The following is a 15,267-nucleotide window of genomic DNA, read 5'->3' on the forward strand; positions in this document are numbered from 1 at the left end:
ACCGGGGTTTTTCTTTACACATAAGCAGGATGATGCTCGTTATGTTCCTGTAGCTCGGGGTATAATGCGGTAAATTCCCTGAAAAAGGATTTTAAATTGCCTTTATGCAATAACTCCAGATTCTCAAGTGTTGCAGGAGCTAGCTGCCGCCTGCATACAAGCAGCAAAGCCTGGGCCGCAGCCCTTTCATTCTGACACTGCCGGGTATTGAAAAAGCAACCTCTTCGACGCAAAGCCTCATCCAGGCGGTTGATGTATTTTTCCAGTTTGTCTTCAAACTCCAGGCGATGGCTTTGGTTGTCGAGATGTGATTCTAGACTATTCAAAGGAGCCTGGGTTATCTGACTATAAGAAGCAAGCGCCTGTTTGCAAAGTGCACGGGTACTGCGGTTGATTTCCTCATTGGTTTGGCTGATAAAAAAATCAGCCAGGCGGGACCAGAATGTGGTCTGCTGGCGCACCTGGTACTGTATTTGTGCTAAAACCTGTATCACCATTGGCACCCAGACTTGCGCATTATACAGCTGTCCCTGCAAAGCCATGGTGTGAAGGCAGGACACCAGCTGGTTCAGTTTTTTGAGTTCGCTACGATAATCAGGACGATAGCGTCCATTGATTAAATCCCACCATGACCCATAGGTTTTGCTTTGTCTGACCAGGGTCTGCTCGGCTAAAAGATCGCTAATAATGGCCTGGGTTAGATGCTGATGAAAGGGATTACCGCTTTTCATGAATAATCCCAGTTTTTGGCTAAAGGGCAGCGCTTTAATCAATGTCCGTTGGTTTGTGGAAGCTGCTTTTTGAGGATCCAGCATCTGCGAGGCGTTAAGATTAACTGCTTTAACCTGAGCGTCCAATTTATCTGCCAGGCGTCTGACTTCAACGATTACACGACTGGCAGAATTACCCGCTCTTTGCACCTTCAGATGATAATCCCGATAAGGGAAACTCTTCTCAAGTGTTTCTCTGACCCGCGCTAATACCTGCTCAGGGGTGCTCACAGAAAAAAAAGTCTCGGCGGGAAGGGTTACTTTGGCATGACTGATATCTTCAGGCTTATCAAGCAATAAATCCTGCACCAAAGAGTCCAGGGATGTATAATGCTTTACCGGTTCTGGCCAAAATAATACAGGCTCATCGGATTTGTAGGATTCCGGCAGCTGTTTATTTTCACCTACGATTACTATTGAACTATCGTGCACCTGGGCGGCATGAAGTAAATTATCTTTGCTGACAAACTCGCTATTTCTGACTTTTTTTCCATTCGCTGCAGTGTATTCATTATCCAGAACGACCACCGTGCCATGGGGATTCTCAGCTAATAAGGACTTTTCTATAGTCTCCAGGGGAAAAGCCCCATAATAAGAAGTGTTCCACACCGCAATGGGTTTTTGTGCGATGCGGGTTAATTCTTCCATCCAGTATTGAATCGCAGCAGGAGAGGTTTCCGCATTAATAACCAAGGTAAACCCGCTTTCTGAAAGCTGATATTTGGGAGTTAACTGGACATTGAATATCTGCTGCTGAATCAGGCTTACCGATTTATCCCGATCGATAGGCTGCAACAACAAGTTCGCTTTGTATTGCGTCTGCGAGCCATAAAGCTGTTGCGCATTCATAGTAACCCTGGCAGTTAGTTTTTCTGATTGGCCAGGTTCGAGTCTACGAACGGCTTTTGCTTCAATAACATTGTATTCAGGTGCGATGATCTGCAGGAAAACATCTCTTCCCAGCTCGGCACCCAACGGTTTTTGCGATATATTTTTTGCCTCCAGCTCCAGGCTTAATTCCTCATCTATTCCGATAGCATAATGCATTTGCCTGTCCAATAATTCCACTGGATAGCGAATCTCAATAGTCTGGGCTGCCGATTCTGTATAGGGACGGTCGAGCCTGGTATTCATCAAACGAGCACTTACTGTCGCTTTCTGTACATAGGGCTTACTGCAATATCCCTCGGGAATTAGCGGGTCATCGATTACAAAGCTCAATGGTTTCAGTTGATTATCAGCCACCCCTCCGGCGGGAATATTACCCGCAACTTCTCCCGCTGTTTTTTCCATTAACACAGGATCCCTTGCCAGACGAACGGGCATTGCTTCAATGGGTGAAGGCATCGTCGATGCCTGATTGTAAACCTCAGTGGTTACATACACAGTATCACCGGGTTCAAACAAACCGCTTTGTTGCTCCGATTGGAGCTTAAGCGAAGCCATTGTTAAATGATACGGTTCGCTATGTGTGGATTGGACGCGCCCCTGGGAGGTAATGTAATAATTAACCGTTCCGTTTACGCCCGGTTTGCCAGGGTGTAAAGGAGTAGTGGGTGTAAAGCCGTCTTTACCAGACTCCCCATTGCTTCCCTGTGGCCTGTATATAAAGTGCGGCATGTCATGATGAGGATGGTAGTGGTGGTGGCTGTCATGATGGTGATGGTGATCAGATCCATATTCCATGTATTGATCCCCCCCCTGACCGCCACGCCCCCCTTTGCCGCCTTTTCCATGGCTTCCTGCTTTTCCGGGAGTCCCTGCTGATACGTCAGTTTCTCGAATGATCCCTAACAGGGCTAAATCAGCATCCCCGACCGTTATTTTAATATGACCGCCATCACCAGCCGGCCCGCCGTCGGTTCCAGTCTGTCCGGGTTCACCATCTGTACCATTTTCACCAGGACCAGCATCCATGCACGCTGTGGCATCAGCTCCCTTTCTGCCATCCCTGCCGTCTCGACCATTGGCGCCCCTCACGCCATCATGGCCATTTCCACCTCGAGCCAATAATTGGAGATCATCTTTCTTGTGAACAGCAGCGTTTAATCTTTCTACCCCAGAAGAAGTCTCTGTAGTTCCGCTGTAGGCTACATGAGTTGGCGATTCCTCAGTCAGCGTAATATCGATATTACCCGCGGATTGCTCGGGCTTCCCTGAAACCGATAACTTCATAACGACCTCTTCTTGGTTAAAACGATTTTTGTTTAATCAGCCACTTCCTTTTGCTCTTCCTTTCGCGAAATACCTAATTTTTCCTTAAGCCTGGCAACAGCATCCGGATCATATTGCTTCACCGTCTTGTGTTTAACAATAATATCAGCAGCGGATTTGGCTGTCTGTTGAGCGGGTGACGAATAATGGCGCTCGCCGGGCTGGTTGTAATCGTAGCTGGATGAATAATGTGTGTAATGGCTGCTTGGCGATTTGATCGATTCCATTTTTGCGGAAGATGACAGTACCGGTTTTACTGTCTGTAATTTCCTGGCATTGCGTACGCTTTTCTCAACCCGCTTTTTAATTTTTGCAGCCGCCCGCTCTGCTTCTTCCTCGCTTACCTGGGTGGTTGGATTGCCCTGTAAATCGACCCGCATTTCCCTGGCCTTGAGACAGGCCAGATAATCCAGACGGCGAGTAAAAATAACCACCGCCTCGCGCAATTTGCTGCGGGATATTCCAGCCTCATTAGCCTGGTCTGCATAAGCAAGAATATCGTCCATAATACCATTTTTTAACGGACGGATACGCTGAGTATTGTCAAAAGTCTGAGGGAATTGCTCACTAAGCCATGCCAGAGCCTGATTGCGTGATTTTTTTGATTGATTTTTCTGTGATTTGTTGATCACCGCTGTTCGTGGATGAAGCTCTTGTCTTCTCATTATGATACCTTGAGTGGATAATGATTCGAGAATTGAAAAAATAACCTCGGCCATCAACAATCGTTGATTTAATCGCGAGGAAGGGAGCCATTCTACAAAACAAAAAATTAAAAGTAAATTTTAATTACCCAAAAAATACCCTTAATGATCAATAAAATGTCTATTTTACCAAGAATATTTTCGCCTTAAGCCGTTTGTCATTCAGACTGCTTTTTCGAATTGTGATAAAAAATGCCAGGCCGGCTGATTTGAGCTGATGTCGCCAAATGCTATCCCTCAGTATATAATACTCAATAAGTTGGGAACCCAAGCGTTAGGATATAGTCCATGAGATGGTTAATGTCTTTATTAGCACTTTTTTTTCCCTGGCTGGTATTATTAATCTATGACAACCCCGGCGGGGCAATTGTAGCCTTGGTCATGCAGGCAACCCTCTTTGGCTGGCTTCCTGCAAGTATGTGGGCACTGAGAGTCGTTCGGGAAAATTATAAAGTCAAGAAACAGGCCAAACAGGCAAGAAAGGCGGAAAAAAATAGTCAAGGAGAATAAATGACCACTCGGGTTATTGTGAATGGCGCCTCAGGCAAAATGGGGCGTCTTGCCTGTGAAACAATTCAGGCCCAAGCTGAGTTCCAGTTGGCAGCAGCGCTTGGCCGTGAAGACAATCTTGAAAGAGCGATTGCAGAAACTCAGGCAACAATTGTGATCGACCTGACCCGCGCTGATTCTGTTTATAAAAATACAATGACAATTATCAGCGCCGGCGCACACCCTGTTATTGGCACCTCCGGTTTGCTGCCCGAACAGATTGAAGAATTGCAAACACTCTCTGCCGAACTGAAACTTGGCGGCATCATCGTTCCCAATTTTTCATTAGCGGCTGTATTGATGATGCATTTCGCAGCGCAGGCAGCCAAACTGTTCCAGCAGGTTGAAATCATTGAGGCTCATCATCAACAGAAGTTTGATGCCCCCTCAGGAACAGCTATTAAAACTGCGGAAATGATCGCGCAATTCCGACAGCCTGGCCCTGAAACAGAGACTTTGGCTCAGGAGTCCATTCTCGGTGTCCGCGGCGGCCAATGCGAAGGAATTCCCATCCACTCAATTCGTTTACCGGGTATTCTGGCCCGCCAGCAGGTCATTTTTGGCAGCCAGGGAGAAACCTTGTCCATTGTCCATGACAGCATCGATCGAAGTGCTTTTATGCCGGGTTTATTATTGTCCTGCCAAAAGGTGATGGAACTTGATCACATGGTCTATGGGCTGGAGAGTCTGCTGGGCCTCAGGTAAAGCGGAGACCACTGAATTCCCGGCAAAGACCTACCCGAATTCCCGCGGCAAAGACCTATCCGAATTCCCGCGGCGAAGACCGCGGGACCCATAACAGAGCTCATACATGGGCCCCGCAGTCTTCGCCGCGGGGATTCGGATTTAGCAGACCGGTATTAAGCGGTTAGCCTCAAATGCCATATTCCTGACTTTAATTATACTATCCAGGCTATTTTGATAAACGTTATCAGCCGGGTTTGCTTTTCTTAGATCGAGAATTGCATTATAAACATCCAATGTTACAGGATCGCGATTGGGATCATCAGGGCGATTTTCCAGATTAAAATAAATTTCAGCCAGAATCCGGGTCAGATTATCCTGCCTGCCAGTCGCTTTATACATAAAATCAATTCCTCCCGGCATCGCATTAACATATTTTGTTCGATTAAAAAAAGGAATATTTTTGCCTACGGCATAGCGCTTCTCTTTCCAAAAGTCCGTTTCACCAGTTAATGTTCTGATCTCATTTAAGAGTTTTTTTTGCTGTTCCGAACTTAGTCGTTGTGCAGCAATCAGGCAGGAAGAGTAGCCATTGAAAATCAAATGATTTTTATTGCCATCTGGGACATATTTAGATGATCCTTGTTTGAATTTAGCAATTTTTTTCACTTCATTATTGGTGGCATTCTTATCATCACAGGCCAGAGAATTTTTAAACGGATCCATTTTTTTCTGAATCGCCGCGGCAATGTCTGCCGGGTAATAGTTTTCAGGTGTTTTAATTCCTTCCGTACCCGGTGCATTTTCATCGGCAAACTCATGCGCATGGCGAGTTACATAAAGATCCGACACAATATCCACAAAATTGCCACGCTTATCCTTGTTGAACTCGTTAAATTGCGGCCATTCATTATAAATTTCATAATAAATCTGCATTGCATCCGAATGAATAATTTCCAGAGCCTTCCTATCCTTCCCGCTTACGCAGGATCCATAGCTGACACCGCCAATATGCTCAACTAATAAGTGTTCGTAGGAGCTTAGGGATAATTCTCGGCCAGTGTAATCCCGCAAGTTGGTTGTGAGGAACCCGGAGTTAAGGGTAGCTTCATAACTCCTGATTAGCTTTTCCAACGCAGGCTTTTTTGGTGTTACCGCTTTTGCGGCAGCAAGCAGTGCAAGACAGTCAGGATCGCTAGCCCCGGTCCATATAAATCGCTTCGCCACATTATAGGGATGGTTTTTCGTATAAACCGTGAATCCATGCGAAGAGTTATTCTGGATAACCCATTCACGCATTCTATCCAGATACTCATCCGGCACGTCGACCACTTCAGCCCCCGGCACAGGGCTGATTAAAGTCTGGATTAGAATGGAATACTTTTCATATCGAGTCTTGGCTATCTCTAGGATCTGTGCATAATTTCGTCTGGCATGCAATTGGCCGATTGGCTCAGGTTGTGATTTAACATCACGGGAAGCCAGATGGCTGCTTCGCAGCTTGGGTCCAAATTGTTTCTTTACATTGCAGTTGGTATCCAGAATAGCACAGTTATGTTCGGCGAGGTTGGCTAAGCCAGGAATTGTTCGCAAGCGGCTCGGCAAAAAATGAACTACATCCGCAACATTTTCGCTTTTATCGAGCGCCGCTTTGAGTAATTTTTGCTCGCTCAAGGGTAATTTAACAAACCAGCTGGGTAAACCGCGAATTTTTTTAATCAGCGCAGCAGTTGCTTCATCACTCTTTTCGCAGAGCTTTTTTGTCAAATCATTTAGCTTTTGCTCCACCTTTTCTTTATTATTCCCTTCGGAAATTAGCAAGGAGCGAAGAATCTGCTTGCGGTTCCCAGGCAACTCGCGATACCAGTCCGGCTTTTTCTTCTTGGTTCCATCAATGCTATATCCATCAATGATGGCTATATAATCATCATTACTTAAGGTCTTCGATCGCCATAAGTCAATGATATCGTTATTTTCACTATTGAGTTGGGTCACTGTCGTGCAGGTCTCTGGTGAAGTAAGGAAAAAAACCTGCTGGTAATAAGGAAGTTGCTCAAGCCAGTTTGGCAAATCCGAAAGATAAGTTTGCTTAATTTTTATAAGCTCATCTATCGTTTGCTTGGAACAGGAGGGAAGCGTATTTTCCCAGTTTAGGACGAAGCTGTCTTTTAATTGGGAAACTGTGCTTAAGGTAGCCAAATTCTGACGCCCTTTTTGCATAATGACATATTGCTCAGCTTTGTTAAGCAAACCTACAGCATCGCGGACGCGATACGGCCAATTCCAGTTATCAATCAGGGCATTGACCAGCATTCCGGTAAAATTGGTCAATATTTCCTGATATTTGTCCTGGTCGGCTATGTCTGGCAGCTGATTGAGTTGTTTACAAAATTGGAGATAGGCAGCAAGTTCCGCGGAGGTACAGCTGGAGGGGGTAATCGAGTTATAAATGAATTCAAACGCTTCTGCCAGAATATCTATTCGGCGCTGGTAAATCTTTTTGAGATCAGGTGTCTTTATATATTCCCTGGTTTCAAAATCTCCGAGCAGAGATTTTAAATTTTTCCGCATTTCAGCAGTTAATACCGTTCCTTTTTCAACCCTCAAGATTGTCGTTTTTGCCATTTTGCATCGATCCTTGCCTGCTTTAGGTCATTTTATTATTGATTAAAAAGCCAGACTTAACAATTTTTTGTTAGTCTTTTCAAATAGAAAATTATCTGCTTTTCATTTTTTCAAAAAGAAGACCGGTTTTTCAACTGATTTCTTTCATGTTAAGATGCTTCTTTTCATCAAAGAAAGGTTAAAGGATGACCCTCCTCAATACAAGAGATTACACCGGCTACTCAGACAGCAGCCTGGAAGATGCTATCGCTCAGGCGCTCGCCAAATCGGGAAAGGACCATGATCAGGTCAAAGTCATTGAGACCAGAAGTACTCAACCTCAGGATAGTAAACGGCATTACCAAGCAACCTTGACTACATTTAGTGAATAATCCTTAGCAATTGCTTATACAGGAGTTAAAGATGAGTGCTTCCATTGGGCATTTTATTGACGGTAAAATCGTACATTCAGAGAGTACAAACAAACATCAGGTATATAATCCAGCCCTGGGTGAAGTCATTGGCGAAGTTCATTTCGCCAGCCAGCAGGTTTGTGAAGAAGCCATTAATGCGGCGGAAAAAGCCGGTTCATCCTGGGCAGAAACACCCCCGCTTAAAAGATCACGTATTTTTTTCAAATTCCGTGAACTGCTGGAAAAGAATCAGAATGAACTAGCCCAAATAGTGACACGCGAACATGGGAAAACCCTGGATGACGCCAAAGGCTCGATTGCAAGGGCGATTGAGGTTGTTGAATTCCATTGCGGGCTGGTCAACCATTTACAGGGTCAGTTTTCAGCGGAGGTTTCAACTGGAATTGACAGCCATACGATATATCAGCCGCTTGGCATATGCGCCGGTGTTTCGCCTTTCAATTTTCCGGTAATGGTTCCTGTGTGGATGATGATACCGGCGATTGCCTGCGGCAATACATTTCTGTTAAAACCATCAGAGCAGGATCCTTCCGCCCCCCTTCGCCTGCTTGAGCTGCTAAGTGACGCCGGATTGCCTCCAGGGGTCGCCAATTGCATTCAGGGCAATAAAGATACGGTGGATTATCTGCTCAGGCACCCCAAAATAAAGGCGTTTACAGCAGTTGCATCGACCCCGGTTGCCGAACATATTTATACCGAGGCCTGCGCAAATGGTAAACGGGCACACACCTTCGGCGGCGCCAAGAACCACTGCGTGATAATGCCAGATGCGGACTTCGCACAGGCGGCCCAAGCGGTTACCGGTGCAGCTTATGGTTCTGCCGGGGAACGATGCATGGCTATTTCTGCCGTCATTGCCGTCGGGGACGATACGGCTGAACGCTTCCTTAAAGAATTAACACCGCTGGTCAATGCCATCAACGTGGATGCAGGCGATGTTGCGGGATGTGATATGGGGCCTCTGATTAGCAAAGTACATAGAGAACGGGTGCTTGAGGCCATTTCCCAAGGTGTCGAGGAAGGTGCGAGCCTGCTGATCGATGGGCGTTCCTATACCCATCCGCAACACCCGCAGGGCTTTTTTGTCGGCCCCAGCCTTTTTGATCATGTCACGGAATCCATGTCCATTTATCAGAAAGAAATTTTTGGCCCGGTACTGATTGTCCTTCGGGTTCAAAGCTTCGATGAGGCGCTTGCACTGGTTAACCGTAATCAATATGGAAATGGTACTGCGATATTTACCCGCGACGGCTATACCGCCCGCCGCTACAGCCAGGAGGTTCAGGTGGGTATGGTGGGTATTAACATACCCATTCCGGTTCCCATCGTTAACCATCCGTTCGGCGGCTGGAAGCAGTCTGCATTTGGCAATACCAATATGCATGCGCTGGAAAGCATCCATTTTTATACGCATCGTAAAACAGTGACCAGCAAGTGGCCAATAACGAGATTGAAGCAAAGCGCATTTGTGATGCCGACCCACGATTAACTGCCTATTGCATAAGGAGAGGCCGAATGGCGCGAATTGGATTTGTTGGACTAGGCCATATGGGATTACCCATGGCCATCAATCTGGTCAAGGCAGGGCATGATGTGACCGGCTTTGATTTACAGGCCGCCGCACTCGATGCCTTAATCGATGCTGGCGGCTTTGCGGCGAGAAAGCTGCAGGAAGCGGCCGATGGTAATGAAATTATTATTACCATGCTGCAGTCCGGTGCGCAGGTCGAACAGGTTTGCCTGGGTGAAACCGGTCTTTATGCAGCAGCGAAACATGCCACACACATCGATTGCTCGTCCATCGATGTCCAGACGAGCAGAAAACTGCATCAACAGGCATCAGAAAAACACCTTTTATCGCTGGATGCACCGGTTTCTGGCGGCGTGGCAGGAGCAAAAGCAGGTAGTTTAACCTTCATGGTTGGCGGCCGAGAGTATGCCCTGGAAAAGGTAAAACCTGTCCTGAATAATATGGGCCAGCGCATTATTTACGCGGGGAATGCTGGAAGCGGGCAAGCGGCCAAGGTTTGCAATAATATGATTCTTGGCGTGACTATGATTGCGGTTTCAGAAGCGTTTAACCTCGCACAATCCCTGGGATTATCTGCAGAAAAATTACATGAAGTAGTGAATTCTTCTTCAGGCCAGTGCTGGGTCACTTCGAAATACATGCCCGTTCCGGATGTCATACCGGACGTTCCGGCGAATAACAATTATCAGCCAGGATTTACAGTAGCAATGATGCTAAAAGATCTATTGCTCAGCCAGAAAGCAGCCTCTATGACTGGCCTGCATACTCCTGTATCTGAAAGGGCTACATTACTCTATCAGCAGTTCAGCGATGCCGGATTCAGCGATCTGGATTTTTCTGCCATTATTAAGGCATTGAACGGATAAGGCTTTATCATGAAAGAAGTCAACTTTTGGTCCGCCATAGCCGAGAAACAGGTCAGTTGGTATTCTCCCTGGACTAGGGCGATGGAGGGAGATTTCGGGCAGGGTTCTGTTCGATGGTTTGTTGATGGCAAATTAAATGTCTGCTTCAATTGTGTCGATCGACACCTGCCAGAAAAGGCGGAAAAGCCTGCCATCATCTGGCAGGGTGATGATGAAGACGAACAGCGGACACTCAGTTTTGCTGATTTGCATGAAGAAGTATGTCGTATGGCCAACGTCTTGAAAAAAATGGGCGTTGCTAAAGGCGATACTGTCGCCATTTATCTGCCAATGATTCCGGAAGCAGCGATTGCTATGCTCGCCTGTGCACGCATAGGCGCCATCCATACCGTTGTCTTTGCAGGATTTTCAGCGCATGCGCTCAGGCAAAGGCTTGAAGCAGCAGCCTGTAAATTATTAATAACCGTCGATGCTTACAAACGTGGCGGAAAAGCCTATGCATTGAAACAGCAGGCAGATGAAGCCAGTGCCAATCTGAAGCTCAAAACATTAATTGTTCGCTCAACCCACCACCCCATTGAGTTTGCTCCAGGCACTGACTTTTACTGGGATGAACTCAGGGGACAAGTCACTGCCGAGTGTCCACCAGAGTGGATCGATGCGGAAGATCCCCTGTTTATACTTTATACCTCCGGCAGTACGGGCCAGCCAAAAGGCCTGTTACATACAAGCGGCGGCTACCTGGTGCAAACCGTTTATAGTCACCAGCTTGTTTTTGGCTGTGGCGAGAATGAGGTGTTCTGGTGTACTGCAGATGTCGGCTGGGTAACTGGTCACAGTTATGTGGTATACGGCCCATTGGGTAACGGAACCACCACGCTGATGTTTGCCGGGATCCCTAATTGGCCAGATCCCTCCCGCTGTTGGAAGATTATTGATAAATATAAAGTCAATGTATTCTATACGGCGCCTACCGCGCTAAGAGCTCTGAAGCGTGCTGGGGATACCTGGCTGGCAGAAACCTCCAGATCTTCACTACGCTTGCTGGGAACAGTAGGCGAGCCAATTAATCCTGAAGTTTGGGAATGGTACTATCAGCAGGTCGGTGGGCAACGTTGCCCGATTGTCGATACCTGGTGGCAAACTGAAACTGGCTCGATTATGATCAGCGAGCAACCGCCCTACCATCATCAGAAACCAGGGGCAGCCTGCCTGCCATTACCTGGTATAACTCCTGTTCTGCTTAATGAGGACGATGAAGAGATGGATGGTCCGGCCCAAGGCGCTTTGGCCATAAAACACCCCTGGCCCTCCATGGCCAGGACCATTTTTGGGGATCATGAGCGCTACCTGAAAACCTATTTCAGAGGCGGTTATTATATCACAGGAGATGGCGCTAAACGGGATGAGGCAGGTGACTACTGGCTTTTGGGGAGAATTGATGATGTATTAAATGTTTCTGGCCACCGGCTGGGTACGGCTGAAATAGAAAGCGCGCTGGTGTTACATCCCGCAGTAGCTGAGGCAGCGGTCGTTGGCATTCCTCATGAGATTAAAGGAGAAGGGGTGTTAGCCTTTGTCAGCTTGAAATTGGGCTGCCAGCCTGGCGAGGAATTAAAGCAGTCTCTGGTGGAGTTGGTGATTAGGGAAATTGGCGCCATTGCAAAACCGGATGTTATCCAGTGGGTCGCTGATTTACCCAAAACCCGCTCGGGAAAAATCATGCGCCGCATCCTACGCTTAATCGGCGCAGGCAAGGCGTCTTCTATTGCTGATTTTGGCGATATTTCAACCCTATCAAATCCCCAGGTGGTCGAGGAGTTGTTAAAAATTAAATTGAGCTAAGAATATGGCTCTGCCATCACAGTGCTCGATTACATAAGGTAGTTATTGAACCAGGCATTCGCCAGACGGGATACTTCTTCAAGTTTTCCAGATTCTTCAAACAAATGACTGGCGCCTGGCACAATATCCAGCTGAGTATGGCAGGTCATTTTTGATCTTGCCTCGCGGTTGAATTTAATCACCGCAATATCGTAACTTCCCACTATTAGCAGCGTGGGCGCTTTGACCCGCGGCAGGTAAGCGAGGGCCAGATCAGGCCTTCCGCCACGTGAAACAATTGCCTTTACCTGATCAGGCTCTCTGGCGGCAGCCTCAAGCGCCGCACCGGCACCTGTACTGGCCCCAAAATAACCGATACCTGCAGTCATCGGATCCAATGTGTCCTGGCACCAGTGTTTAACATCAATTAAGCGGGAAGCAAGAAGGGAGATATTAAAGCGGAGCTCTCTGGTAAAACTGTCGATAGCTTCTTCTTTAGGAGTTAACAAATCAAAGAGTAAGGTGGCATGGCCCATCTCATTTAAAGCGCCTGCCACAAACTGGTTACGGATACTCAAGCGGCTGCTGCCGCTTCCATGTACAAATAATACAATGCTTTTGGCTGCTTCCGGGATAAACAAAAGACCATCCAGGCTGTCTTTACCACTGGGAATCGTAACAGCATGTTTTTTATTCCTGTCATATTTATTCATCTGGCTCACATTGGCAAAGCCCATATGTTTAATTCTAGAACAACATAGGACAAAAATAGGTGAAGGGCTGAATTTAAAACCTGGGTTCCGCGGCACCGACCGCCGAATCCCCGCGGCACCGACCGCGGGGCCCATGCCTGTTGAAGTAGTATGGTCCTCAGACAAGTTTCAATGTTGCAAAAAAATAGGGTTTAACAAGTCGTCATTAATAAGTGTTCCTAACATTAAATGGGCTTCGTGTGGGCCCCGCGGTCGATGCCGCGGGGATTCGATAGCTTTTAATTCCCAGGCACTTGTGTAGATAGCTATGGGCTTGTCCGCAGGGTCTAATGATTGAGCTCATACCACTGATTCAATTGAGCAATCAATTCCTCTACTCCTTCTTTCTTAAGGCTGGAAAACGTTTGTACGCTGATCAGATCAGGGAGTAAATCGTATTGCTTTTTGACTTTTAACATTGTGTTCTTGGCTTCACTTTTACTAATCTTGTCGGCTTTGGTGAGTAAAATATGAACAGGAAGCCCGCGATCCAGTGACCAGTTGATCATCATTTGATCCAGCTCTTTTAAGGGATGGCGACAATCCATCAATAATATCAGGCCTCGAAGGCATTGACGAACCTCCAGATAATGCGCGAGATTCTCCTGCCATTCCTGCTTAGTCTTTAACCCGACTTTGGCAAAGCCATAACCGGGCAAGTCAACCAGTCGGCGCTGTTCGTCGATGCTGAACAAATTAATCAATTGGGTTCGACCCGGCGTTTTACTAGTTCTTGCCAGCTGTCTAATGCCGGTTAAACAGTTCAATGCACTGGATTTCCCGGCATTCGAGCGTCCGGCAAATGCCACTTCATAACCGATATCCTCAGGTAACTGATTTACACGTGCTGCGCTTTTCAAAAAAACAGCCTGGTTGTATGGATTCTTAATCATCATGTGAATTTCATTTTGGGATTTTTGCCGAGGCAGTGTAACATTATCCTTTGCGATAGGGAATTTGAGTTCACTGTAAAAAATGTATGCAGCGAACTCTGAAGAGTCAGAACACTAGTCTTGGTGCAATATGAAAAAAATAGTCATTGCTGCAACTCTATTGATTTTTTCCACAGGGTTTGCCGCCACAGAGCCCCAGCCAGCCGCCAGCCGGCCTGAAAAAATCAGCTTATGCTCCGCCTGCCATGGAGAAAACGGCAGCAGCAACAATCCCTTATGGCCTAATGTCGGCGGACAATATGCCAATTACCTGCTTAAGCAGTTGCAGGATTACAAGGCGGGAAAAACCCGCGCCGATGCCAGCATGACCGGCATTGCAGCGAGTCTGACCGAACCTGAGATGGAAATGCTCGCCAATTATTACTCCAAACAACCCATTGTGCCAGGCAAAACGCCCAAACGTTATGTGAAACGCGGGGAAGAGTTGTATCGCGGCGGCGATTTTGACAAACACATTACCGCCTGTATTGCCTGTCATGGTCCCAAAGGGACCGGTAATGGGCAAGCGGGCTTCCCTGTGCTGTCGGGACAGCATGCCCCTTATACCATTGCGCAGTTAAAGGCATTCAAAGATAAAAAACGCAGCAATGATCTTAACCACATTATGCAGGATATCAGCCGGCGCATGAGTGATGAAGATATGGAGGCAGTAGCTTATTATATTCAGGGCCTGCATTGAAATTGCTGCATCAGCGGATTTCAGAGTACAATTGGAATCTGCTATCTTTTTTTGATTAAATGCGAGAATTTATTATGTTTAAAGCGCTTTTATTATCGATTTTGTTAGTTCCCGTACTCTGCTTTGCAGAAGATTTCACTGCCGGCAAGGATTTTGAAGTTCTGGATTCCTCAGCTAAAACAGCAACAAACCAGATAAAAGTAACTGAATTCTTCAGCTATGGCTGCCCCTGGTGCTATCGCCTGGAACCGAATCTGGAAAAATGGGTTGCACAGCAGGGTAGCGCGATAAAATTTAACCGTGTTCCTGTTGTATTCAAGCCGGATTGGGGATTTTATGCCAAAGCCTATTACGCAAGCCATTTGCTGGGCTTGGGTGACAAACTTAATCCTGTTTTATTCAAAGCCATTCAACTGGACAAAACACCGCTCAACTCCAATGAAGCAATGGTTAATTTTTTCATTGCCCAGGGCGTGGACAAGGATATTGCTGAAAGTGCATTTACCCACTCCACTACAATTGATATGAAGGTGGGAGAAAGCAATGGGCTAATGGCAAAATACCGCGTTAATGCAGTCCCTGCCCTCATAGTTAATGGCAAATATAAAATTGATTTGCAAATGGCAAAAACCGAAGATCGCCTGTTTAAAATCCTGGATTATCTGGTTGCCCAGAGCAAGGCAGGAAAAGCAGCATAGTACCA

At 46.7% G+C, this 15,267-nt stretch carries 13 protein-coding genes; 8 read left to right on the plus strand and 5 right to left on the minus strand.

Translation table 11 applies throughout. The features are described from left to right. Positions 1-14: 14 nt before the first annotated feature. Positions 15-2,945: a collagen-like triple helix repeat-containing protein gene (locus tag DYH42_RS14310; RefSeq protein ID WP_058522577.1), complete on the minus strand. Its 2,931-nt coding sequence runs from the start codon at positions 2,943-2,945 to the stop codon at positions 15-17. Between the two features lie 32 nt (positions 2,946-2,977). After that, the gene (locus DYH42_RS14315; RefSeq protein WP_058522578.1) at positions 2,978-3,649 is read right to left on the minus strand and encodes a ProQ/FinO family protein; all 672 of its coding nucleotides are present in this window, start codon (positions 3,647-3,649) and stop codon (positions 2,978-2,980) included. 327 nt (positions 3,650-3,976) lie between these two features. Here DYH42_RS14315 and DYH42_RS14320 point away from each other — a divergent pair, with 327 nt between their 5' ends. Both DYH42_RS14320 and dapB read left to right on the plus strand, forming a co-directional pair. Continuing rightward, positions 3,977-4,198 carry a YqaE/Pmp3 family membrane protein gene (locus DYH42_RS14320; RefSeq protein ID WP_058522579.1) on the plus strand — a complete coding sequence of 74 codons (222 nt, stop codon included), beginning with the start codon at positions 3,977-3,979 and terminating at the stop codon, positions 4,196-4,198. Beyond that, positions 4,199-4,942, plus strand: a complete 744-nt coding sequence (gene dapB, locus DYH42_RS14325) for a 4-hydroxy-tetrahydrodipicolinate reductase (protein WP_058522580.1) — start codon at positions 4,199-4,201, stop codon at positions 4,940-4,942. 141 nt (positions 4,943-5,083) lie between these two features. Here dapB and DYH42_RS14330 read toward each other — a convergent pair whose 3' ends face one another. Further along, positions 5,084-7,546, minus strand: coding sequence for a hypothetical protein (locus tag DYH42_RS14330; RefSeq protein WP_058522581.1), 2,463 nt, complete (start codon positions 7,544-7,546; stop codon positions 5,084-5,086). Positions 7,547-7,731: 185 nt separating this feature from the next. Between DYH42_RS14330 and DYH42_RS14335 the strand changes: the two genes are divergently transcribed. The 4 genes from DYH42_RS14335 to acs are packed head-to-tail and all read left to right on the plus strand — an operon-like array spanning position 7,732 to position 12,201. Next, entirely contained in the window at positions 7,732-7,917 is a 186-nt protein-coding gene (locus tag DYH42_RS14335) for a dodecin domain-containing protein (RefSeq protein ID WP_058522582.1), read from the plus strand. Positions 7,918-7,948: 31 nt separating this feature from the next. After that, positions 7,949-9,448 carry a CoA-acylating methylmalonate-semialdehyde dehydrogenase gene (locus DYH42_RS14340; protein WP_058522583.1) on the plus strand — a complete coding sequence of 500 codons (1,500 nt, stop codon included), beginning with the start codon at positions 7,949-7,951 and terminating at the stop codon, positions 9,446-9,448. 26 nt (positions 9,449-9,474) lie between these two features. After that, positions 9,475-10,356 carry a 3-hydroxyisobutyrate dehydrogenase gene (gene mmsB, locus DYH42_RS14345; protein ID WP_058522584.1) on the plus strand — a complete coding sequence of 294 codons (882 nt, stop codon included), beginning with the start codon at positions 9,475-9,477 and terminating at the stop codon, positions 10,354-10,356. A 9-nt stretch (positions 10,357-10,365) separates the two neighbouring features. Further along, a complete protein-coding gene (gene acs / locus DYH42_RS14350; protein WP_058522585.1) occupies positions 10,366-12,201 on the plus strand; it encodes an acetate--CoA ligase in 1,836 nt (611 codons plus the stop codon). Positions 12,202-12,230: 29 nt separating this feature from the next. On the opposite strand, the gene DYH42_RS14355 is transcribed toward acs, so the two are convergent. Both DYH42_RS14355 and yihA read right to left on the minus strand, forming a co-directional pair. Continuing rightward, positions 12,231-12,893 (minus strand): dienelactone hydrolase family protein, encoded by a 663-nt coding sequence (locus tag DYH42_RS14355; protein ID WP_058522640.1) that lies wholly within the window; start codon positions 12,891-12,893, stop codon positions 12,231-12,233. Positions 12,894-13,219: 326 nt separating this feature from the next. After that, positions 13,220-13,825 carry a ribosome biogenesis GTP-binding protein YihA/YsxC gene (yihA, locus tag DYH42_RS14360; RefSeq protein WP_058522641.1) on the minus strand — a complete coding sequence of 202 codons (606 nt, stop codon included), beginning with the start codon at positions 13,823-13,825 and terminating at the stop codon, positions 13,220-13,222. Positions 13,826-13,955: 130 nt separating this feature from the next. On the opposite strand from yihA, the gene DYH42_RS14365 reads away from it, so the two are divergent. Then, positions 13,956-14,564 carry a c-type cytochrome gene (locus tag DYH42_RS14365; protein ID WP_058522586.1) on the plus strand — a complete coding sequence of 203 codons (609 nt, stop codon included), beginning with the start codon at positions 13,956-13,958 and terminating at the stop codon, positions 14,562-14,564. 74 nt (positions 14,565-14,638) lie between these two features. Next, positions 14,639-15,262, plus strand: a complete 624-nt coding sequence (locus DYH42_RS14370; RefSeq protein ID WP_058522642.1) for a thiol:disulfide interchange protein DsbA/DsbL — start codon at positions 14,639-14,641, stop codon at positions 15,260-15,262. The last annotated feature ends 5 nt before the right edge of the window (positions 15,263-15,267 follow it).

Source organism: Legionella birminghamensis, from assembly GCF_900452515.1.
Lineage (GTDB): Bacteria > Pseudomonadota > Gammaproteobacteria > Legionellales > Legionellaceae > Legionella_C > Legionella_C birminghamensis.